The 19,920-nt window shown below is 72.3% G+C and carries 23 protein-coding genes; 16 read left to right on the top strand and 7 right to left on the bottom strand.

Annotated elements, in window-relative coordinates; all coding sequences use genetic code 11:
- Positions 1 to 38 precede the first annotated feature (38 nt).
- From steA to BLS56_RS26505, 5 genes are all read left to right on the top strand, one after another.
- Positions 39 to 1,223 carry a putative cytokinetic ring protein SteA gene (gene steA / locus BLS56_RS26525; RefSeq protein WP_091456318.1) on the top strand — a complete coding sequence of 395 codons (1,185 nt, stop codon included), beginning with the start codon at positions 39 to 41 and terminating at the stop codon, positions 1,221 to 1,223.
- On the top strand, positions 1,220 to 2,161 hold the full coding sequence (locus BLS56_RS26520; protein ID WP_091456269.1) for a copper transporter: 942 nt from the start codon (positions 1,220 to 1,222) through the stop codon (positions 2,159 to 2,161). Before steA ends, BLS56_RS26520 begins: the two co-directional genes overlap by 4 nt.
- A gap of 143 nt (positions 2,162 to 2,304) precedes the next feature.
- Positions 2,305 to 3,177: a hypothetical protein gene (locus tag BLS56_RS26515; RefSeq protein WP_228771959.1), complete on the top strand. Its 873-nt coding sequence runs from the start codon at positions 2,305 to 2,307 to the stop codon at positions 3,175 to 3,177.
- A 171-nt stretch (positions 3,178 to 3,348) separates the two neighbouring features.
- Complete coding sequence (locus tag BLS56_RS26510; RefSeq protein ID WP_091456265.1) at positions 3,349 to 5,049, top strand: CTP synthase; 1,701 nt, start codon at positions 3,349 to 3,351, stop codon at positions 5,047 to 5,049.
- Between the two features lie 26 nt (positions 5,050 to 5,075).
- Entirely contained in the window at positions 5,076 to 5,702 is a 627-nt protein-coding gene (locus BLS56_RS26505) for an NUDIX domain-containing protein (protein WP_091456313.1), read from the top strand.
- Between the two features lie 25 nt (positions 5,703 to 5,727).
- Here the strand turns inward: BLS56_RS26505 and BLS56_RS26500 are convergent, their stop codons facing one another.
- Positions 5,728 to 6,240 (bottom strand): DUF1707 domain-containing protein, encoded by a 513-nt coding sequence (locus BLS56_RS26500; protein ID WP_091456310.1) that lies wholly within the window; start codon positions 6,238 to 6,240, stop codon positions 5,728 to 5,730.
- A 94-nt stretch (positions 6,241 to 6,334) separates the two neighbouring features.
- Between BLS56_RS26500 and xerD the strand changes: the two genes are divergently transcribed.
- The 7 genes from xerD (at position 6,335) to BLS56_RS26465 (ending at position 11,519) form a co-directional block, all read left to right on the top strand.
- Entirely contained in the window at positions 6,335 to 7,270 is a 936-nt protein-coding gene (gene xerD, locus BLS56_RS26495) for a site-specific tyrosine recombinase XerD (protein ID WP_228771958.1), read from the top strand.
- Between the two features lie 181 nt (positions 7,271 to 7,451).
- Entirely contained in the window at positions 7,452 to 7,766 is a 315-nt protein-coding gene (locus tag BLS56_RS26490; protein WP_091456260.1) for an ArsR/SmtB family transcription factor, read from the top strand.
- A gap of 125 nt (positions 7,767 to 7,891) precedes the next feature.
- Positions 7,892 to 8,833, top strand: a complete 942-nt coding sequence (locus tag BLS56_RS26485) for a ParA family protein (RefSeq protein ID WP_091456257.1) — start codon at positions 7,892 to 7,894, stop codon at positions 8,831 to 8,833.
- Positions 8,830 to 9,183: a hypothetical protein gene (locus tag BLS56_RS26480; RefSeq protein ID WP_091456255.1), complete on the top strand. Its 354-nt coding sequence runs from the start codon at positions 8,830 to 8,832 to the stop codon at positions 9,181 to 9,183. Before BLS56_RS26485 ends, BLS56_RS26480 begins: the two co-directional genes overlap by 4 nt.
- Entirely contained in the window at positions 9,180 to 10,001 is an 822-nt protein-coding gene (locus BLS56_RS26475) for a segregation and condensation protein A (RefSeq protein WP_091456252.1), read from the top strand. The genes BLS56_RS26480 and BLS56_RS26475 overlap by 4 nt, the downstream gene beginning before the upstream one ends.
- Entirely contained in the window at positions 9,998 to 10,789 is a 792-nt protein-coding gene (gene scpB, locus BLS56_RS26470) for an SMC-Scp complex subunit ScpB (RefSeq protein WP_091456249.1), read from the top strand. Before BLS56_RS26475 ends, scpB begins: the two co-directional genes overlap by 4 nt.
- Positions 10,782 to 11,519, top strand: a complete 738-nt coding sequence (locus BLS56_RS26465) for a pseudouridine synthase (protein ID WP_091456247.1) — start codon at positions 10,782 to 10,784, stop codon at positions 11,517 to 11,519. Before scpB ends, BLS56_RS26465 begins: the two co-directional genes overlap by 8 nt.
- Positions 11,520 to 11,615: 96 nt before the next feature.
- Here the strand turns inward: BLS56_RS26465 and BLS56_RS26460 are convergent, their stop codons facing one another.
- On the bottom strand, positions 11,616 to 12,836 hold the full coding sequence (locus tag BLS56_RS26460) for an FAD-dependent monooxygenase (RefSeq protein ID WP_091456245.1): 1,221 nt from the start codon (positions 12,834 to 12,836) through the stop codon (positions 11,616 to 11,618).
- A gap of 74 nt (positions 12,837 to 12,910) precedes the next feature.
- On the opposite strand from BLS56_RS26460, the gene BLS56_RS26455 reads away from it, so the two are divergent.
- A complete protein-coding gene (locus BLS56_RS26455; protein WP_091456243.1) occupies positions 12,911 to 13,447 on the top strand; it encodes a TetR/AcrR family transcriptional regulator in 537 nt (178 codons plus the stop codon).
- A 6-nt stretch (positions 13,448 to 13,453) separates the two neighbouring features.
- Here BLS56_RS26455 and BLS56_RS26450 read toward each other — a convergent pair whose 3' ends face one another.
- The 3 genes from BLS56_RS26450 to BLS56_RS26440 all read right to left on the bottom strand — a co-directional run bounded on the left by BLS56_RS26450 (position 13,454) and on the right by BLS56_RS26440 (position 15,860).
- On the bottom strand, positions 13,454 to 14,635 hold the full coding sequence (locus BLS56_RS26450; RefSeq protein WP_091456240.1) for a cation:proton antiporter: 1,182 nt from the start codon (positions 14,633 to 14,635) through the stop codon (positions 13,454 to 13,456).
- A gap of 35 nt (positions 14,636 to 14,670) precedes the next feature.
- Positions 14,671 to 15,153: a cation:proton antiporter regulatory subunit gene (locus BLS56_RS26445; RefSeq protein WP_091456308.1), complete on the bottom strand. Its 483-nt coding sequence runs from the start codon at positions 15,151 to 15,153 to the stop codon at positions 14,671 to 14,673.
- Between the two features lie 134 nt (positions 15,154 to 15,287).
- Complete coding sequence (locus tag BLS56_RS26440; protein ID WP_091456237.1) at positions 15,288 to 15,860, bottom strand: DUF4240 domain-containing protein; 573 nt, start codon at positions 15,858 to 15,860, stop codon at positions 15,288 to 15,290.
- Positions 15,861 to 16,023: 163 nt separating this feature from the next.
- Here BLS56_RS26440 and BLS56_RS26435 point away from each other — a divergent pair, with 163 nt between their 5' ends.
- Positions 16,024 to 16,854 (top strand): tryptophan 2,3-dioxygenase, encoded by an 831-nt coding sequence (locus tag BLS56_RS26435; RefSeq protein WP_228771957.1) that lies wholly within the window; start codon positions 16,024 to 16,026, stop codon positions 16,852 to 16,854.
- A complete protein-coding gene (locus tag BLS56_RS26430) occupies positions 16,851 to 18,023 on the top strand; it encodes a kynureninase/PvdN C-terminal domain-containing protein (protein ID WP_091456234.1) in 1,173 nt (390 codons plus the stop codon). Before BLS56_RS26435 ends, BLS56_RS26430 begins: the two co-directional genes overlap by 4 nt.
- On the opposite strand, the gene BLS56_RS26425 is transcribed toward BLS56_RS26430, so the two are convergent.
- Both BLS56_RS26425 and BLS56_RS32595 read right to left on the bottom strand, forming a co-directional pair.
- The gene (locus BLS56_RS26425; RefSeq protein ID WP_139191011.1) at positions 18,016 to 19,068 is read right to left on the bottom strand and encodes a histidine decarboxylase, pyruvoyl type; all 1,053 of its coding nucleotides are present in this window, start codon (positions 19,066 to 19,068) and stop codon (positions 18,016 to 18,018) included. The genes BLS56_RS26430 and BLS56_RS26425 overlap by 8 nt on opposite strands.
- A gap of 86 nt (positions 19,069 to 19,154) precedes the next feature.
- Positions 19,155 to 19,361 carry a hypothetical protein gene (locus BLS56_RS32595; RefSeq protein WP_228771956.1) on the bottom strand — a complete coding sequence of 69 codons (207 nt, stop codon included), beginning with the start codon at positions 19,359 to 19,361 and terminating at the stop codon, positions 19,155 to 19,157.
- Between the two features lie 82 nt (positions 19,362 to 19,443).
- Between BLS56_RS32595 and BLS56_RS32590 the strand changes: the two genes are divergently transcribed.
- A complete protein-coding gene (locus BLS56_RS32590; protein ID WP_228771955.1) occupies positions 19,444 to 19,830 on the top strand; it encodes a hypothetical protein in 387 nt (128 codons plus the stop codon).
- Positions 19,831 to 19,920: the final 90 nt, after the last annotated feature.

Genomic DNA, 19,920 nt, shown 5'->3' with positions numbered 1-19,920 from the left:
GCGCGTTTTGCGGCCGCCACTTTGTCACCATGCGCACCATGAAGCTCCCCGGATTGCTTACCCGGTCCCGGTCATCCCTACCCGGAATCACCGGTATCGCGCGGGTCGACCGGCGCACCGGCGACCTGCTGCGCCGGGTCGCGGCGGGCGACGTCGTGGTCCTCGACCAACTCGACCTCGACCGCGCCACCGCCGACGCCCTGGTGCGCGCCGAGGTCGCGGGCGTGGTCAACGCCTCGCCGTCGATCTCCGGCCGGTTCCCCAACCTCGGCCCGGAAGTGCTCGTCGGCGCGGGAATCCCGCTGATCGACGGGGTCGGGCAGGACGCGCTGCGCGCGATCCGGGAAGGCAGCAGGCTGCGCCTGCACGAGGGCGGGGTGTTCATCGGCGAGCGCGAGGTCGCCCGCGGCGCCGAGCAGACCCCCGAGTCGGTGGCCGAGCAGATGATCGCGGCCAAGACGGGCATGTCGGCCCAGTTGGAGGCGTTCTCGGCCAACACCATGGAGTTCCTGCGCCGCGAGCGCGCGCTGATCCTCGACGGCGTCGGCGTGCCCGAGTTGCGGACCCCGGTGCGCGGCAGGCAGGTCGTGGTCGTCGCGCCGGGGCATGAGCACGTCGCCGACCTCAAGCGGCTGCGCCGCTACCTCGGCGAGCACCGCCCGGTGCTGATCGGCGTCGACGCGGGCGCGGACGCCCTGCGCGCGGCCGGGCACCGGCCGGACGTCATCGTCGGCGACCCCGACGGGATCTCCACCGAGGCGCTGCGCTGCGGCGCCGAGATCGTCGTGCCCGCCCAGACCGACGGGCACGCGCCCGGCCTCGACCGGGTGCAGGACCTCGGGGTCGGCGCGGTCACCTTCCCGGCGTCGGGCAACGCGGAGGACCTGGCGCTGCTGCTGGCCGACACGCACGAGGCGAGCCTGGTGGTCACCGTCGGCTTCCAGGCCACGCTGCGCGAGTTCCTCGACCGCGGCCGGTCCGGCTCCAACCCCTCGACGTTCCTCACCCGGCTCAAGCTGGGCAGCAGGTTGGTCGACGCCAAGGCCGTCGCCGCCCTGCACCGCAACCGGGTCTCGGCGCTCGCCGTGGCGCTGCTGGTGGTGGCCGCGCTGCTCGCTATCGCGGCCGCGGTCGCGGTCTCGGGGATCGGCGGAGCGCCCGGCGACTGGCTCGTCGCCACCTGGAACTCGACCGTCGCCTGGCTCGGAGGGCTGTTCTCGTGATCTCGCTGCGCTACCACGTCATCTCCATCGCCGCGGTGTTCCTCGCGCTGGCCACCGGGGTCGTGTTCGGCTCCACCGCGCTGAGCCGCCCGCTGCTGTCCGGGCTCAGCGCCGACAACAGCGACCTGACCGCCAAGGTGTCGGGCCTGGAGGCCGAGCGCAACGGGCTCGACGCCCGGCTCGCCGACGCCGACTCGTTCGCCGCGACCGTGGGCCCGCTGGCCGTGCGCGGGGTCCTCGACCAGCGCACCGTCGCGCTGGTCAGCACCGCCGACTCGAACCCGGCCGACCGCGACGCGATCAAGACCCTGGTGGCGAGCGCGGGCGGCACGGTCACCGGCGAACTGCGGCTCACCGACGCCTTCGCCGACGAGAACCGCGCCGACCAGCTCAAGGACATCGTCACCCGCCTGTTGCCCGCTGGCGTGCAGCTTCCGATGGCATCGGACCCGGGCACCCTCGCGGGCGGCCTGCTCGGGCCGCTGCTGCTCATCGACAAGGTCAGCACCCAGCCGCAGGTTTCGCCGGAGGAGACCGCCGCCGCGCTCACCGGGCTCACCGAGGGCGGGTTCGTGCTGGCCTCGCCGGACCTGCGGCCCGCGCAGCTTGTGGTCGTGGTGACCGGCGGCGCGGCCTCCGGCGACGGCGCGGGCGACCGCGCGGCGACCATCGCCCGGTTCGCCACCCAGGTCGACCGCTCGGGCGTCGGCGCGGTCCTCGCGGGCCGCTCCGGCTCGGCGGCAGGCTCGGGCGCGGTCGGCGTCGCCCGCGCCGACGCGGCCGCGACCTCCATCCTGTCCACCGTGGACAACGTGGACACTCCGGCCGGGCGGATCGTGACGATCCTGGCGCTGGGGGAGCAGCTCGTGGGCAAGGCGGGCCGCTACGGCAGTGCGGGCAACGCCCAGGCGACCGCTCCCGGACTCGCCACCGGGTGAGCACCGCGAGCGGGGTCCCGATCGACGTAAAAGCCGGTCCCGGACGAGTGGGAGGTGCCCTGACCAGCTTATTTCCGATCTCTCGCCGACCGATGTCGCCGAAGGCGGGAGAGCGTTCCGCCTGCGAAGGCAAGGGAGTGGGAATGAGACAGGTCAAGGCAGCGCGGGTCCTCAGTGTGATCGCGGCGGCGGCGCTCGCCGCGGGCCCGCTACCAGCGGCAGCCGCTTCGCCAGTGGCCGCGGTCCCGCCCGCCGCGGTTACCGGGGAGGCGGACACTCCGGCGACGGTCGCCGGGGCGACGACTGTCCGGTTGGCGGCAGCGGGTCACGCGGACCAGGCCACGGGCACGCACACGGTGATGACCGAGGTGGGGGAGACTCCCGCGACCGTTGCCGGGGCGACCACAACGCGGTCGGGGGGCGCGGGTCGGGCGCCTGCCACGCCCGCGGGCGTGGCGGGGATCGGGTCGGCGAGTTTCACCCAGGACGGTGGCGCGCCGGTCGAGGTGGCGCCGCTGGCGGTCTGCTCGCTCAGCGGCCCGACGGCCAACACGGCGGCGGAAGTCAGCGTGCCGGGCCTGCGGTTCGGCGGCGGCGACTCCACCTGCGTCACCACCGTGGTCGACCCGGGCGACCACATCACCGCGACCGCGGTCGAGGCCAAGGGACGCGGATTCAGGCTGTCGGCGCTGGTCCCGGCGGGCGGGCCGCGGCTGGGCTTCGACTACTACCGGGTCGGCTGCACGGCCACCCGCGACGGCACCGTCGCGAACTGGGAAGCGGGCGGCGTCGCCGGGTTCGGCGAACTGCCCAACCCGGTGCCGGTCAACCACCGGCAGGACATCACCACCGCAGAGGGCGTGGTGCTGGCCACGGTCACCTTCAACGAGATCGTCACGCCGCAGCGCCCCGACGGCAGCATGGCGCTGACGATGGCGCGGATCCGCTTCCAGCCCGAGTCCGGCATCACCGGCGAGGTCGTCGTCGGCGCCGCGGCCTGCTCGCCGACGCCGTGACCGCGGCGCTCCGCCGGGTCGCCGCGGGGCGACCCGGCGGAGCGGCCGTGCGACCGCCGAAGTAGCTGGTGTTATCGTGAGGTCCCGTGGAACGGCGGGTGCGCAGCCTGTCGCCGCAACCGCTACGGCCCGCTTAGGCGATGGCCTGGATCTACCACGGGAGCCTCGTTGGTGCAGCACGCTCGGACGACCAAGCACGTCTTCGTCACGGGAGGCGTCGCCTCCTCATTGGGCAAGGGGCTCACCGCGTCCAGCCTGGGTCAGCTACTCACCTCGCGCGGTTTGCGGGTCACCATGCAGAAGCTGGACCCGTACCTCAACGTCGACCCGGGCACGATGAACCCGTTCCAGCACGGCGAGGTCTTCATCACCGAGGACGGCGCCGAGACCGACCTCGACATCGGCCACTACGAGCGCTTCCTCGACCGCAGCCTGTCCGGCAGCGCGAACGTCACCACCGGGCAGGTCTACTCCGAGGTCATCGCCAAGGAGCGGCGCGGCGAGTACCTGGGCGACACCGTGCAGGTCATCCCGCACATCACCGACGAGATCAAGGCCCGCATCCGGGCCATGGCCGAGCCGGACGACACCGGCCGCGCGCCGGACGTGGTGATCACCGAGGTCGGCGGCACCGTCGGCGACATCGAGTCGCTGCCGTTCCTGGAGGCCTGCCGCCAGGTCCGCCACGACGTGGGCCGCGACAACGTCTTCTTCCTGCACGTCTCGCTCGTGCCGTACCTCGCGCCGTCCGGCGAGCTCAAGACCAAGCCGACGCAGCACTCGGTGGCCGCGCTGCGCAACATCGGCATCCAGCCCGACGCGATCGTCTGCCGCGCCGACCGGGAGATCCCCGACGGGCTCAAGCGCAAGATCGCGCTCATGTGCGATGTGGACACCGACGCCGTGGTCGCCGCCCCGGACGCGCCGTCCATCTACGACATCCCCCGGGTGCTGCACGGCGAGGGCCTCGACGCGTACGTGGTGCGCCGCCTGGGCCTGCCGTTCCGCGACGTCGACTGGACGGTGTGGGGCGACCTGCTCGACCGGGTGCACAAGCCCAAGGAGACGGTGCGGATCGCGCTGGTCGGCAAGTACGTCGACCTGCCCGACGCGTACCTGTCGGTCACCGAGGCGCTGCGCGCGGGCGGGTTCGCCCACCGGGCCAAGGTCGAGGTCGTGTGGGTGCCCTCGGACACCTGCGAGACCCCGGTCGGCGCGGCGGGCGCGCTCGCGGGCGTGGACGGCGTGCTCATCCCCGGCGGATTCGGCGTGCGCGGCATCGAGGGCAAGATCGGCGCCATCACCTACGCCCGGGTCAACCGCATCCCGATCCTGGGGCTGTGCCTGGGCCTGCAGTGCATGGTGATCGAGACCGCGCGCAACCTCGCGGGCATCCCCGACGCCAGTTCCGCCGAGTTCGACGACACGGCGAACCCGGTGATCAGCACCATGGCCGACCAGAAGGATGTCGTGGCGGGCGAGCGCGACATGGGCGGCACGATGCGCCTCGGGTCGTACCCGGCGGCGCTGGCCAGTGGCTCGGTCGTGGCCGGGGTGTACGGCAGCCGGGAGGTCACCGAGCGGCACCGGCACCGCTACGAGGTCAACAACGCCTACCGCGACCGGCTCGCCAAGGCCGGGGTCGTGTTCTCCGGCACCTCGCCCGACGGCCACCTGGTCGAGTTCGTGGAGCTTCCGGCGGAGGTCCACCCGTTCTTCGTCGGCACCCAGGCGCACCCGGAGCTCAAGAGCCGCCCGACGCGCCCGCACCCGCTGTTCGCCGGATTCATCCGCGCCGCCATGGACTACCTGCTGGCCGAGCGGCTGCCGGTGGAACTGGACGAGCCGGTGAGCGCGGCGGCGCAGGCATGACCGACGTGAACGTCGGCGCCACCGAGATGGACGACAGCGCCCGGCACGTGTTCGACCTGGTGTCCAGCCGCGACATCCACGTGGGCAAGATCCTCGCGCTGCGGCTGGACGAGGTGCGGATGCCGGGCGGCTCGACCGCGCGGCGCGAGGTCGTGGAGCACCTTGGCGCGGTGGGGATCGCCGCGCTGGACGACGAGGGCAACGTGGTGCTGATCCGGCAGTACCGCCACCCGGTGGGGCAGCGGCTGTGGGAGCTGCCCGCCGGGCTGATCGACCACGCCGGGGAGGACCCGCTGGCCGCGGCCAAGCGCGAGCTCGCCGAGGAGGTCGGCCTCGCCGCGAGCGACTGGTCGGTGCTGACCGACGTGGCGGTGTCGCCGGGGTTCACCGACGAGGCCGTGCGCGTCTATCTCGCCACCGGGTTGTCCACTGTGGACCGCGAGGAGATGGGGGAGGAAGAGGCCGACCTGACCGCCCGCCGCGTCCCGCTGGGGGAAGCGGTGCGGATGGTGCTGGCGGGCGAGATCGTCAACGCCGCCGCGGTGGCGGGCGTGCTCGCCGCCTACGCGGTCGACTCCGGGGCCGCGCCCGCCCGCGCCGAGGACGCGCCCTGGCCGGGCAAACCGACCGCGTTCTCCGCCCGCCAGGACTGAGCGGCGCCGGTCCGCTCGGCCCGGCTCAGTCGCGCAGGCGCCTGCCGTAGCCGTCGGTGCCGCCGTTGACCAGCAGGATGATCCCGTCGATGAGGCACCACAGGCCGAACCCGCCGCAGGTCAGCAGTTGGGCGACGGCGATTCCGGTGTGGCCGGTGTAGAAGCGGCCCGCGCCGAAGGGCACCAGGATCTGCAACAGCCCGGCGACGACCTTCGACTTGTCGGAGTACTCGCCCCACTGTTGCGGCGCCGACGGATACGGCCGCACCGGCGCATAGGCCGGGTAGTGCGGCGTGACCGGGGGCGGCGGGGCGGGCCACACCGGCGGGGCCATGAACGGTGGGTAGGGCGCGGGGAGGTCGGCGAACAGCGGGCGCAGGTCGCCGCGGTTGACCGCATCGACGGCGAGGCCGACCCGCTGCTCGTACTCGGCCACGCCGAGCCTGCCCGCGGCGAAGTGCTCGCCGAGCACGCGGATGGCGTCCTCCCGCTCGGCGGTGCCGATGCGCACCGAGTCGGGCCCCGCGGGTTCGCTCACGGTCGTCACGATACGTCAGACGCGGCGCACGGATCGTCGGTTTCATCCGCGTGCCCCGGTTGTCCTCGTCGGCGTCGCGGCTACGCTCGCGGGCGTGGCCGACCTCGGGAGCCAGCCCGTCGCAGCCGTGCTGCGGACCTATCTCGACCATCTGGCCGTCGAGCGCGGCACCGCCCCCAACACCCTCGACGGGTACACCCGCGACCTGCGCCGCTACCTCGACCACCTGGCCGCCGAGGGGATCGCCGACCTCGCCGAGGTGGGCGAGCGGCACGTCGCGGCGTTCCTCGCCGTGCTGCGCGAAGGCGACGCAGAGCACCCGCCGCTGGCGGCGGCGTCCGCGGCCCGCGCCCTGGTCGCCGTGCGCGGGCTGCACCGGTTCGCCGTGCGGGAGGGGCTGACCCCGCACGACGTGGCCCGCGCGGTCAAGCCGCCGACCCCGCCGCGCAGGCTGCCCAAGGCGCTCCCGGTGGACGACGTGCTGCGCCTGCTGGACACCTCGGTCGGCGAGGGCCCCGGGATGCTGCGCGACCGCGCGCTGCTGGAAGTCCTCTACTCGACCGGGGCCCGCATCTCCGAGGCGGTCGGCCTGGACTTGGACGACATAGACGCCGTCGAGCGCACTGTCCTGCTCGACGGAAAGGGCGGCAAGCAGCGCCTGGTCCCGATCGGCCAGCCCGCCCTCGACGCGGTTGACGCCTACCTGGTCCGCGCGCGGCCCGCGCTCGCGACCCGCGGCCGGGGGACGCCCGCGGTGTTCCTCAACCTGCGCGGCGGCAGGCTGTCGCGGCAGAGCGCGTGGACCGCGCTCAAGGCCGCCGCGGAGCAGGCCGGGATCACCGCCCCGGTCTCCCCGCACACGCTGCGGCACTCGTTCGCGACGCACCTGCTGGAGGGCGGCGCGGACGTGCGGGTCGTGCAGGAGCTGCTCGGGCACGCGTCGGTGACGACCACCCAGATCTACACGCTGGTGACGGTCACCACGCTGCGCGAGGTGTACGCGACGTCCCATCCGCGGGCGACCGGCTAGAGAGTTTTTCGATCATGCCCCGCGCCCACCGGCTCTACGACGCTCTTCCGGCCGCCCACGCTGACGGTGCGCACCGCTGCCGGTGTCGAGACGCTGGCCTGGGTGGGCGTTACCCGGCCGACTGACGAACCCCTGCCGTTACGGCCCGCACTCGCCTAATGTTTGCTGCCGGAGGTGCGCGATGGGCGAACTGGACGAACCCGAGGTCGAGCGGCTGGTCCTGCCCGAGGTGCTGCACGCGTTCAGCGACCCGACCCGGCTGGCCGTGATCACCCAGCTGTCCGACGCGGGGGAGATGTCCTGCGGGAACCTGGCCGTGTCGGTGGCCAAGTCGACGCTGTCGCAGCATCTGCGGGTCCTGCGCGAGGCGGGGGTGACGCACACCCGCCGCGACGGCAACCAGCGGTGGCTCTCAGTCCGTCGCGCCGATCTCGACCGGCGCTTCCCCGGGCTGCTCGACTCGATTCTGGGCGCCGTGGAGCGGGTGAACAGCTGAGAAGTGTCTCGGCGGAGGTCTTGACAACCCCGCGGTGAATCGTCGGCGAGCCGCGTTGGTAGCGGGAACCCGCCCCTTTACTCTGCGGTAGTCAGGATCGCGAGGCGACAAGGAGCTAGATCGCCATGTCGACACTTCCGCAGTCGGAGCAGCTGCGCGGCGGTGCGGTGGAGTTGAGCATCGCGCCCCGGGCCGCCACCGACGCCGACGACGACGGACACGACGAGGGCGCAGGCAACGGGGTGGGGCCGACCGGAAGACCACTGCGGCACATTCCCGAGCCCGCGCTGCTCGACCACCACGGCCCGGCGCAGGTCCTGGCGATCTGCAACCAGAAGGGCGGGGTGGGCAAGACGACCTCCACGATCAACCTGGGCGCCGCGCTGACCGAGTTCGGCAGGCGCGTGCTGCTGGTCGACTTCGACCCGCAGGGCGCGCTGTCGGTCGGCCTGGGCATCCCCGCCCACCAGCTCGACCGCACCATCTACAACGTGCTCATCGAGCGGTCCGTCGGCATCCACGACGTCGTGCTCCGCACGACCGTGGAGAACATGGACCTGCTGCCGAGCAACATCGACCTGTCCGCCGCCGAGGTGCAGCTGGTCAGCGAGGTCGGCCGCGAGCACTCGCTGCTGCGCACGATCCGGCCGGTGTTCGACGACTACGACTACATCCTGGTCGACTGCCAGCCCTCGCTCGGCCTGCTCACCGTCAACGCGCTCGCCGCCGCCGACGGGGTCCTGATCCCGCTGGAGTGCGAGTTCTTCAGCCTGCGTGGAGTGGCGCTGCTCATCGACACCATCGAGAAGGTCCGCGAACGGCTCAACCCGAAGCTGGACATCACCGGCATCCTCGCCACCATGTTCGACCCGCGCACCCTGCACTCGCGCGAGGTCATGGCGCGCGTGGTGGAGGCATTCGGGGAGACCGTGTTCGACACGGTCATCAACCGCACGGTCCGGTTCCCGGAGACCACTGTCGCCGGGGAGCCGATCACCACCTGGGCGCCGCGCTCCGCAGGCGCGAAGGCCTACCGGCAACTCGCCCGCGAGGTGATCGCCCGGTGACCCGGAGGATCTCGCTCCCCGGCGCGGCCGAGCTGTACCAGAGCACCCCGGCGAACCCGCCCGAGCAGGCCGACTGGTTCGACCCGGCCACCCCGGCCGAGCAGGCCCCCCGCCCGCCGGTGCGTCCGACGCCCCGGCAGAAGCACACGTCGAAGATCACCGTCTACGTCTCCGACGAGGAACTGCTCGCCCTGGAGCACGCCCGCCTCGCGCTGCGCGCGACCCACGGCCTCGCGGTGGACCGCGGCCGGGTCGTGCGCGAGGCCGTCGCGGTCGTGCTGGCCGACCTCGATGAGCACGGCGAGGACTCGGTGCTGGTCCGGCGGCTGCGCCAGGGCACCGGAAAGTGACCGCGGTGGCCGACCCGCCCGCCGTCCCCAACGGCAGGTTCACCGTCAAGCTGTCGAACTTCGAGGGCCCGTTCGACCTGCTGCTCCAGTTGATCTCCCAGCACCAGATGGACGTCACCGAGGTCGCCCTGCACCGGGTCACCGACGACTTCATCGCCCACATCCGGGCGCTGGGCGACGACTGGAACCTGGACGAGACCACCGAGTTCCTGGTCGTCGCCGCGACCCTGCTCGACCTCAAGGCGGCCCGGCTGCTGCCAGCGGGCGACGTCGAGGACGAGGAGGACCTGGCGCTGCTGGAGGCCAAGGACCTGCTCTTCGCGCGCCTGTTGCAGTACCGGGCGTACAAGCAGGTCGCCGCGCTGTTCAGCGAGCTTGAGGCGGGCGCGCTGCGCCGCTACCCCCGCTCGGTGGCCTTGGAGGACCGCTTCCAGGACCTGATGCCCGAGGTCATGCTGGGCGTGGACGCCGCGCGCTTCGCGGCCATCGCCACCGCGGTCTTCCGGCCGAAGCCGCCGCCGTCGGTGTCGCTGGACCACCTGCACCTGGGCAAGGTGTCGGTCCGCGAGACGGCGGCGCTGCTGCGGGTGAAGCTGGCCGAGGCGGGCCGGGCGAGCTTCGCCGAACTGGTCGCCGACTGCGAGCACACCATCGATATCGTGGCCAGGTTCCTCGCGCTGCTGGAGCTCTACCGGGAGGCCACTGTCCTGTTCGAACAGTCCGACCCGCTGGGCGAGCTGTTCGTCGAGTGGACCGGCGGCAGTGTGGAGGAAGCCGCCGCCGTCCCGATCGCCACCGAGGAAGAGGACTACGGATGACCGAGCGGACCGACGCGGCCACCGCAGCGGACGAACCCCTCGAAGAGCCGCCCGCGTCCCCGGCCGACGCCGCTTCCGTGGCCGACACCGCCGCCGAACCCGCCGCGGGCGACACCAGCCCCGCCGAGCCAGAAGCGGGTGAGTCCGACCCCGCCGAGGTCGCGGATCAGGTTCCTTCGGGTGCCGCGCCGCCGGAGGAGGACGAGCCCGAGGACCTGGTCGCGGCCAAGGCCGCCTTCCCCGATCTGACCGAGGACGCCGCGCTCGACGCGGCGCTGGAGGCCGTGCTGCTCGTCGTGGACGCGCCTGCCGAGGACGAGGTGCTGGCCACCGCCGTCGACCAGGGCGTCGCCCGGGTGCGCACGGCGCTGCGGCGGCTCTCGGCCCGCTACACCGAGCAGGGCAGCGGGATCGACCTGCGGCGCGTGGGCGCGGGCTGGCGGTTCTACACTCGGGACCGGTACGCGCCGGTTGTCGAGAAGCTGTTGCTCGACGGGCAGCGGGCGAAGCTCACCAGGGCGGCGCTGGAGACCCTCGCGGTCATCGCCTACCGCCAGCCGGTGACCCGCGCGCGGGTCGCGGCGGTGCGGGGTGTGAACGTCGACGGCGTCATCCGTACCCTCGTCGTGCGCGGTCTGATCGAAGAGACCGGCACCGATTCCGAAACCGGTGGGATCCTGTACCGGACCACCGAGTTGTTCCTGGAGCGGTTGGGGCTGTCCTCGCTGGAGGATCTGCCCCCGATCGCTCCGCTGTTGCCAGAAGTGGATGCGATTGACGATGTCTGATAGCCCGGAAGGCGTCCGGCTGCAGAAGGTGCTCTCCAGCGCGGGAGTGGCCTCGCGGCGGGCCGCCGAGGATCTGATCGATCAAGGCCGGGTGAGCGTCGACGGTGAGATCGTGCGCGAGCAGGGCAGGCGGGTCGATCCCGAGAACGCGGTGATCCATGTCGACGGCGTGCGGGTGGTGGTCCGCGACGACCGGCTCTACCTGGCGCTGAACAAGCCGCGCGGGGTGCACAGCACCATGACCGACGACCGGGGTCGGCCCTGCGTCGGGGACTACCTGCGCGACCGCGTGGACCGCCTCTTCCACGTCGGCCGCCTCGACGCCGACAGCGAGGGCCTGCTGCTGCTCACCAACGACGGCGACCTGGCCCACCGGCTGATGCACCCGTCGTTCGAGGTGTTCAAGACCTACCTCGCCGAGGTGCCCGGCCCGGTCGGCCGCGACGTCGGCCGCACGCTGCGCGAAGGCGTCCTGCTCGACGACGGCCCCGCCCGGGTCGACTCGTTCAAGCTGGTCGACAACTACGCGGGCAAGGCCCTGGTCGAGGTCGTGCTGCACGAGGGCCGCAAGCACATCGTGCGCCGCCTGCTCGAAGAGGTGGGCCACCCCGTCCTCAAGCTGGTCCGCACCCAGATCGGCGAGGTCCGGCTGGGCAACCAGCGGCCAGGGTCGATCCGCGCGCTGAACCGGCCTGAGGTCGGCGCTCTCTACTCCGCGGTGGGTTTGTAGCAGCGGTTCATCGCCGCGGCTGTCGGTTGTAGCGGTCGGTGGCAGCGCTCTCGGTTGTGAGCGCGGTGAGTTCGGGCAGCGCTGTCGGTCGGGCGGCTAGTGGCGGGTCTTCGCCGGGTAGTCCCTGACCGGCAGCGAGTCCTGGGCGCGCAGCCCGGGGGAGCCGAGCCGGGTCAGGACGCGGCCCGCGCCCGCGGGCAGCGCCGAGACCAGCCGCGCGCCGTTGACCAGGGTCCACAGGCCCCGGCGCGAGGTCGGGATGATGCTCTTGGCCGCGGTGAGCGCGAACTCGCGGGCGGCGCGCACCGGTTCGGCCAGTTCGCGCTCGTACGCGGCGAAGGCCCGCTCGTGGTCGCCGTCCGCGTCGGCAAGCTCGCCCGCCAGCACGTAGGCGCCATAGACCGCGAGGCTGGTGCTGCCGCCGACCGCGGGCCCCGGGCAATACCCGGCGTCGCCCACCAGCGTCACCCGACCGCGGGACCAGGTGTCCATGCGCAGCTGGGTGATCGAGTCGAAGTAGAACGCCGAGGTGGAGTCGAGGTCGGCCAGCCAGTGGTCGACCTCGTCGTGCATCCCGGCGAACGCCGCGCGCAGCAGGTCCTTCTGCCTCGGCACGTCCCGGTAGTGGTAGTCGAGCGGGCGGTCGGTGCGGAAGAGGCAGACCACCCGCGCGTCGTCGCTGTGCCGGGCGCCGTAGAGCCCGGCCATCCGGCCGACGTCGGCGTGGTTGCGCATCTCGCCGTCGAGGCCCAGGTCGTTCGGGCGGGAGAACACGGCCAGGTACGCGCCGATGAACGAGCTGAACCGGGACTCCTCGCCGAAGACGATGCGCCGCACGTTCGAGTGCAGCCCGTCGGCGCCGATGACGAGGTCGAACCGGCGCGGGCCGCCGCGCTCGAAGCTCACCTCGCAGCCATCGCCGTCCTCGGCGATGGCGGTGATCGAGTCGCCGAAGACGTACTCGACGTCGTCGCGGGTGGCGTCGTGGTAGATCTCGCTCAGGTCGTCGCGCATGATCTCGACGTGCCGGTCCGACGCGGCGTTGAACACCTTGGCCAGGTTCAGCGTCACCGGCCGCGTCTCGCCCGGCCGGATCAGGGTCATCCGGTCGGTGCCGGTGGCCATCGCCTCGATCCGCGGCAGCACCCCCATCCTCTCCGAGATGTCCATGGCGGGCCGGAACAGGTCGACGGCGTGGCCGCCGGTCTTGCGCGGGGTCGGCGCCCGCTCGACCACCGTGACGCTGAAGCCGTGCTTGGTCAGCCAGTACGCCAGCACCGGTCCGGCGATGCTGGCGCCCGAGATCAGAATTCGCATGAGTCCCCCTTACTTACCGATAGGTAAATCCTACCTGACAGCTTACCTACCGTTAAGTCAGTTATCCTGGGTCGGTGTCCAAGCCGTCCCAGCAGACCAAACAGCGCATCCAAGAGGTCGCCCGCGAGCTCTTCGCGGAGAAGGGCGTGCAGAAGACCAGCCTGCGGGAGATCGCCGACCGCCTGGGCATCACCAAACCCGCGCTCTACTACCACTTCTCCTCACGCGAGGAGCTGGTCCGCAGCATCGTGCAGCCGCTGATCGAGGGCGGCGACGCTTTCCTGTCCCGCCTGGAGGCGGGGGAGCGGGTGGCGCCGCGTACCGTGCTGGAGGGCTACTTCGACTTCCACTACCGGCACCGCGAAGAGATCATGTTCGTGCTCGCCGAGCCGACCATCCTCACCGAACTCGGCTTGATCGAGCTGGTCCTGACCTGGCGCGAACGGATGGCGACCCTGCTCTACGGCCCGGACCGCACGCTGGCCCAGTCCGCCCGCGCGGTCGTGGCGATCGGCGGCCTGCAGGACTGCACCGTCCACTTCCCGCACGTGCCCATCGACGAGCTGCGCGGACCGGCGGTGGACGCCGCCTGCGCCGCCCTCGGGTGCTGACAGCCGTCAGGTCGCCGGGGCGGGTTGGAGTCTGCGCCGCACGGCCAGTGCCACCGGCTCGACCACCCGGGCGGCGACCGGCCCGAGGATGGCCATCAGCAGGACGTAGGCGGTGGCGAGGGCGGCGAGTTGGTCGTCCACCGCGCCCGCGCTGACCGCCAGCCCCGCGATGACGATGGAGAACTCGCCGCGGGCGACCAGAGCCGCGCCCGCGCGGACCCGGCCCATCCGCGCGATGCCCTGCTGCCGGGCGGCGAACCAGCCGGTGGCGACCTTGGTCAGGGTGGTGACGACGGCAAGGGCGACGGCGAAGGCCAGGACCGGGGGAATGGTCCTCGGGTCGGTGTTGAGGCCGAACACCACGAAGAACATGGCCGCGAACAGGTCGCGCAGGGGCTCAAGCAGCTTGGTCGCGTTCTCGGCTGTCGAGCCCGAGATCGCGATGCCGAGCAGGAACGCGCCCACCGCCGCCGACACTTGCAGCTGCGAGGCGATGCCCGCGACCAGCAGGGCCGCGCCGAGCACGCGCAGCAGGAACACCTCGGGCTCGGGGCTGTCCACCGCCATCGAGACGAACCGGCCGAACTTCAGCGCCACCACCAGCACGACGGTGATCGCGATCAGCGAGACGCCCACCGTGGTCAGGCCGCCCAGCAGGGTCGCGCCAGCCAGCAGGGCGGTGAGGATCGGCAGGTACACCGCCATCGCCAGGTCCTCGAACACCAGGATCGAGAGCACGACCGGGGTCTCCCGGTTGCCGAGCCTGCCCAGGTCGCCGAGCACCTTGGCGACGATGCCCGACGAGGAGATGTAGGTGACCCCGGCCATGGCCAGCGCCCCGACCGGGCCCCAGCCCAGCATCAGCGCGACGGCCGCGCCGGGGACCGCGTTGAGCACCAGGTCGAGCAGGCCCGCCAGCCACGACCGGCGCAGGCCGGTGACGAGTTCGGCCGCGGAGTACTCCAGGCCCAGCAGCAGGAGCAGCAGCACGACGCCGATCTCGCCCGCGATCGCGGTGAACCCCTCGATGCCTTCGAGCGGGATCAGCCCGCCCGAGCCGAAGGCGAGCCCGCCGATCAGGTAGAGCGGGATCGGGGAGATGCCGATCCGCCAGGCGAGCCGCCCGAGCAGGCCGAGGCCGAAGAAGACCGCTCCCAGTTCGATGAGAGAGATGGCAGTGTTGTGCAAGTATCCGCTTTCCTACGGTGGTCCGGCGTCGAGGTTCAGCCGCGCTCGAGCACGTCGACGGCCGCCGTGAGGCCCTCCGCCGTGCCGACCGTGACCAAGATGTCGCCCCCGGCCAAGAGGAAATCCGGTCGCGGTGACGGGTGCACAATCCCGGCGCGCACCACCGCCACCACCGACACCGCCGTGCGGGTGCGCAGCGCCGTGTCGCCCAGAGTCCGCCCGGCATAGGGGGAGCCGGGCGCGAGCGGAAGCTGCCGGGTCGTCACGCCGGTCACCTCCCGGTGCTGCTCCGCCAGCTGCGCCACCAGGTGCGGCGCCCCGAGCAGGTTGGCCAGCGCCCCGGATTCCTCCGCGGAGAGCGGAATCGACGCCACGCAGGCGTCCGGATCCTCCTGCTTGGACACGATCAGGTCGACGTGCCCGTCCCGATGGGTGATCACCCCGATCCGCCGCCCCGACCGCGACACGAAGTCCTGGCGTGTTCCGATCCCCGGCAGCGGGGTCACCTCGACGTTCACCACACCACGGTAACAAGCCGGACCCTGTTTTCCTTCCAGCGAAATGCGCGGTGCCCTGGGCGGCTGGGACTCGGCGCGGCGGGCGCTCTCGCGGAGGCGGTCGACGGGCGGATCTGATCGGCCTGGCGGGCGATTCAGGGCAGGCCGGTCAGCTCCATGGGAGCGGGCGCGAACAGCGCCGTGAGCCGGGGCAGCGCGGCGGGGTGCTCGGCCGGGTCCAGCGGCGGGCCAGCGGGCTCCGGGCACTGCGGCAGGTCGAGCAGCTGCTCCAGCCCGCACTCCTGCCCGGTGACCTCCTGGTGCGCCTCGTGCGCGGCGTAGTCCAGGCTCTCCCACTCCGGCCAGTCCTGGTCCGCCCACTCGCGCATCGGGCGCGCGGCCAGCGAGCGCACGGCGGGGACGTCGGCGAGGGTGTCCGGGTCGGCGACGACGCGGTCGAACTCGGCGCGGCCGAGGGTGAGCAGCCAGAGCTGGAAGTACCAGAAGCTGTCGTCGGAGCACGAGCCGCGGTAGACGACGTTGGCCGCCGCCCACATCGCCCAGGTGTCCGCCCGCAGGCGGACCGCGGAGAGCTTGCGCGCGAAGTCGACTATCTGGGCCACCGGAAGGCGCGTCAGCTCCTCGGTGAGCCAGTCGGCTCGCTCGTCACGGTCGCCCGGCTGCTCCACCGCTCGGCCGATCAGGTGCCAGAACGCGTCGTCGGTCATGGGCCCATGATCTCAAGGAGCACCGACAGTCCGACCAAAGAGGTTCCGGAGACGGTTCTCGGCGGCTGCTCGGGTGGCCGCGCGCGGCCGGGGCGTTGTTCGATGGACCTAGCTCCGCGCAGGAGACCCCGGCGGAGCCGACCCAGACGGAAGCGACGGCACCGTGACCGACCTGACCGACTCGACCGACTCGACCGACCTGGCCGACGAGTCCGCCCCGGCCCTGACCTACACCTCCTACCTCGCCCTGGACGAGGTGCTGGGCGCGCAGCGGCCCCGCTCCGACGAGCACGACGAGATGCTGTTCATCGTCGTCCACCAAGTCTACGAGCTGTGGTTCAAGCAGTTGCTGCACGAGTTGGCGCGGCTGCAGGCCGTGCTCGCCGACGGCGACACCGCGCACGCCGTGCGCACGCTGCGCCGGGTGCTGACGATCCTGAAGGTGATCGTGGCGCAGATCGACGTGCTGGAGACGATGACCCCGCGCCAGTTCACCGGCTTCCGGGCACGGCTCGACGCGGCCAGCGGGTTCCAGTCCGCCCAGTTCCGGGAGCTGGAGGCGGTGCTCGGCCGCCGGGACGAGCGCGCGCTCGCGCCGTACGCCGAGGGCGGCGCGCAGCGCGCCCGGATCGCCGAGGCCATGGCCCGGCCCTCGCTCTACGACTCGTTCCTGGCCTATCTCGCCGCCCACGGCTACGCCGTGCCCGCCGAGTCCCTGGAGCGGGACGTGTCCGCGCCCGTGGTTCCCTCGCCCGCGCTGCACCGGGTCCTGCTGGCGGTCTACGCCGACGACGCGGGCCCTGCCTCGGTCGCCGAGCACTTGGTCGACCTGGACGAGGGCGTGCAGGAGTGGCGGTACCGGCACGTGAAGATGGTCGAGCGGACCATCGGCGCGAAACCGGGCACCGGCGGCTCGCCGGGCGCGGAGTACCTGCGCGGCACCCTGTTCGCGCCCGCGTTCCCCGACCTGTGGGCCGTGCGGAGCGAGCTGTGAGGCCGGAAGAGCTCGCGCCGCACTACAGTCGGTTCCGGGTCGCCGAGCGGCTGCTGCTCACCGGGCACTCGCACCAGGCGTGGCCGGACGTGGCGCTGGCGGGCCACGTCGAGGCGTTCTCCGACGCCGCGGACGCGGTGGACGCCAAGTGGGAGCGCGCCTTCGCCAAGGCGGACCGGGTGCGGGCCGGGTTCGCCGCGCTTCTCGGCGACCCGGGCGGCGTGGTCGCGCTCGGCGCGAGCACGCACGAACTCGTCATCCGCTTCCTGTCCGCCGTGGACCTTCGCGGGCGGCCCCGGCTGGTCACGACCGACGGCGAGTTCCACACCCTGCGCAGGCAGCTCGGCAGGCTCACGGAAGCGGGCGTCGAGGTCGTGCGCGTCCCGGCGCGTCCGGCGCGCACCCTGGCCGAGCGCCTGGCGTCCCAAGTGGACAGTCGCGTCGCTGCGGTCCTGGTGTCGTCGGTGTTGTTCGCCGACGCCAGGATCGTGCCCGACCTCGGCGCGCTGGCGCCGGTGTGCGGCAGGCACGGCGTGGAACTGCTGGTGGACGTCTACCACGCGCTGGGCGTCGTCCCGTTCTCCTTGCCCGCCATGGGATTGTCCACCGCCTGGATCGTCGGCGGCGGGTACAAGTACCTCCAGCTCGGCGAGGGCAACTGCTTCCTGCGCGTGCCCCCGCACGCGCACGCGGCGCGTCCGGTGGTGACCGGCTGGTTCGCCGAGTTCGCCGCCCTCGCCGACCGGGACGACCCCGCGCGCGTCGCCTACGGCCCCGGCGCGGCCCGGTTCGCGGGCGCGACGTACGACCCGACCAGCCACTACCGCGCCGCCCGCGTCCTCGACTTCTTCGCCGAGCACGGCCTCACCCCGGAGACGCTGCGCGCGGTTTCCCTGCGCCAGAACGACCTTCTCGCCGCCGAGTTCGACGCCCTGGACCTGTCCTCGGCGGTGGCCGCCCGCGACCGGGACTCCCCGCGCGCCGCGTTCGGCGGCTTCCTCGCCCTGCGCGCGCCGCGGGCCGCGGAGTTCCAGCGGGCGCTGGCCGAGCGCGGCGTGCTCACCGACAGCCGGGGCGACTGCCTCCGCTTCGGACCCGCGCCCTACCTGCGCGACGACCAGCTGCGCGCCGCGATGGCGGCGTTGGGGGATGCGGCCCTGGTCAGGTGAGTTTCGCGGGACCGACCACGAGGACGCCGTCGCGCCCCACGGGTTCCACCACGAGGTCCTGGTCCGGCCACACCAGGTCTTCCCACTCGCGCAGCGACAGGTCCAGCAGCGCTTCCGGGGGCAGTTGCACGCCGTGCCGGGTCGGGACGGTCTCCTCGGCGAGCAGGACGTACGGCGCGCACGCCAGCGCGCAGGCCACCTCCGTCGGCCCCGCGTAGACGGCCTTGGCCGAGACGAACACCTCGGCGTACTCGACGCTGTCGTAGTTCTGCCCGCACAACGCGATGCTCTTCACGACGGCGTTGCGGTGGTCGGTCAGCAGCAGCTCCACCTGGTCCGCGGTCGGCACGACCTCGCCGGGGTGCGCCGCGCTGGCGTAGGCGGTGAACTTTCCGCAGTCCTTGATGAACAGGTTGCTGTCCCGCTCCGGGTCTTTCGCGATGGCGATGGCCAGCACGCCCCACGCGTAGGCCGGGCCGCGAACCGTGCTGTTCTTGTTGGCGCACACGACATGCGCGCCGGGCAGCGGCGGATGCCGCCGGTGGCGCTTGTCCACCCGGCCGAACAGCCGCTCGGTGGCTTCCAGCAGCGGACTCGCGTCGTAGACCGGAAAACCCGCCTTGACGCGGCGCTGTTCCTCGTCGGAGAACCCGGCCAGCTCCTCGGCGGTGAACAGGTCGGCTGAGTGCGCCAGCGGGGCTGCCCGGAGATCCTCGGCTTGCGCCAAGTGGTAGCCCCACAGCGCACCGTTGAGACCGCAGAACGACGACGCGGTGATCATGTTGATCTGGCCGATGTTCGCGTCCGCGGTCTCGCAGCGGTCGTAGGACAGGATGTCCTCGGTGCCCTCGTCCAACTCGGCCACGTCCACGGTGGCGGTCGACAGCTTCATCGTCGCGATGTAGCCGGACCCGTCGCTGCCGAACCTGTTCTCGCCCACGGGGTTCAGATAACCCATGGCGTGCTTGGGCTGCGGGCCGACGGCGTTGGCGACCACATCGGCCAGCCGGGGCCTCGGCTGTCTCGGCTGACCTGGCTCGTCCACACGCACTCCCCTGACCGGCGTCTTTCGAGTGTGTCAGAAGGACCGCGCGTGGACGAGCGCGGACGAGCGCGGTCACCCGGACGAGGTCACGGGGTCCAGACGATCGGGTTGTCCTTGTAGCTGTCCTCGTCGTACTCCGCGCCCGCGACCTCGATTTTCGCCGTGCCGCCCTGCAACCGGCAGCTTTGGTACTTCGCGCCGACACTGGAGAACTCGCGCGGCGCGCTCTCGCGCTCGCAGTCGTCCAGCTCGCCGCTGATGACGACGCCGGTGCCGCGGCCGCCCGCGTCCACCGCGCTCAGGTAGGGAGCGGACGTGCTCGACAGGTCGCCGCCGTCGACGTTCTCGACGGTGAAGCGGATGTAGTAGGGAACGATGTCCTTGGCCTTGTCGCCGAACTTGGCCTTGAACTGGGCTTCGTCGCCCTTCTCGATGGCCGTGACGGTGATCGCGACGGTGCCGGACTTCTTGCCGGACTTGTGCGCGACGACGGCCCGTTCGCCGACCTTGAGCTTCGTGCCGGGCGGGGTCGTCTGGGCGTTGGCCGCCGGGGCGTCGCTTGCCGGGGCGTCGTCGCCCGCGGTGGTGCTGGCGGCGGTGGTGGTCTCGGCCGTGCTCGTGGCGGCTGCGCCCGTCGAGGTCGGCGGCTGCGCGGTTTCCCCCTCGCCGCAAGCGGAAACGGCCAGCGTCGCCGCGCCGAGGACCGCCAGGAGCGCGATACGTGTGCGGTTGATCGTTTTCTGCCTTTCCTGCGGGTGCTGATGCGGTCCTCACGGTACCGACCAGGTCCCCGGTTGTCGTTGACGCCCGGTGCACACTTCGTTGACGGTGCGTCTACTCGCGACGGCGGCC

The organism is Actinokineospora iranica (assembly GCF_900101685.1).
Taxonomy (GTDB): Bacteria; Actinomycetota; Actinomycetes; order Mycobacteriales; family Pseudonocardiaceae; genus Actinokineospora; species Actinokineospora iranica.
The sequence above is the reverse complement of the archived record's forward strand: the minus strand, read 5'-3'. Positions and strand labels throughout refer to the sequence as shown.

Excerpts from the sequence above, each read along its gene's own strand:
- steA (WP_091456318.1), top strand. The coding sequence starts at position 39 with ATGAAGCTCCCCGGATTGCTTACCCGGTCCCGGTCATCCCTACCCGGA.
- BLS56_RS26515 (WP_228771959.1), top strand. The coding sequence starts at position 2,305 with ATGAGACAGGTCAAGGCAGCGCGGGTCCTCAGTGTGATCGCGGCGGCG.
- BLS56_RS26505 (WP_091456313.1), top strand. The coding sequence starts at position 5,076 with ATGGACGACAGCGCCCGGCACGTGTTCGACCTGGTGTCCAGCCGCGAC.
- BLS56_RS26490 (WP_091456260.1), top strand. The coding sequence starts at position 7,452 with ATGGGCGAACTGGACGAACCCGAGGTCGAGCGGCTGGTCCTGCCCGAG.
- BLS56_RS26485 (WP_091456257.1), top strand. The coding sequence starts at position 7,892 with ATGTCGACACTTCCGCAGTCGGAGCAGCTGCGCGGCGGTGCGGTGGAG.
- scpB (WP_091456249.1), top strand. The coding sequence starts at position 9,998 with ATGACCGAGCGGACCGACGCGGCCACCGCAGCGGACGAACCCCTCGAA.
- BLS56_RS26465 (WP_091456247.1), top strand. The coding sequence starts at position 10,782 with ATGTCTGATAGCCCGGAAGGCGTCCGGCTGCAGAAGGTGCTCTCCAGC.
- BLS56_RS26460 (WP_091456245.1), bottom strand. The coding sequence starts at position 12,836 with ATGCGAATTCTGATCTCGGGCGCCAGCATCGCCGGACCGGTGCTGGCG.
- BLS56_RS26440 (WP_091456237.1), bottom strand. The coding sequence starts at position 15,860 with ATGACCGACGACGCGTTCTGGCACCTGATCGGCCGAGCGGTGGAGCAG.
- BLS56_RS32590 (WP_228771955.1), top strand. The coding sequence starts at position 19,444 with ATGTCCTTGGCCTTGTCGCCGAACTTGGCCTTGAACTGGGCTTCGTCG.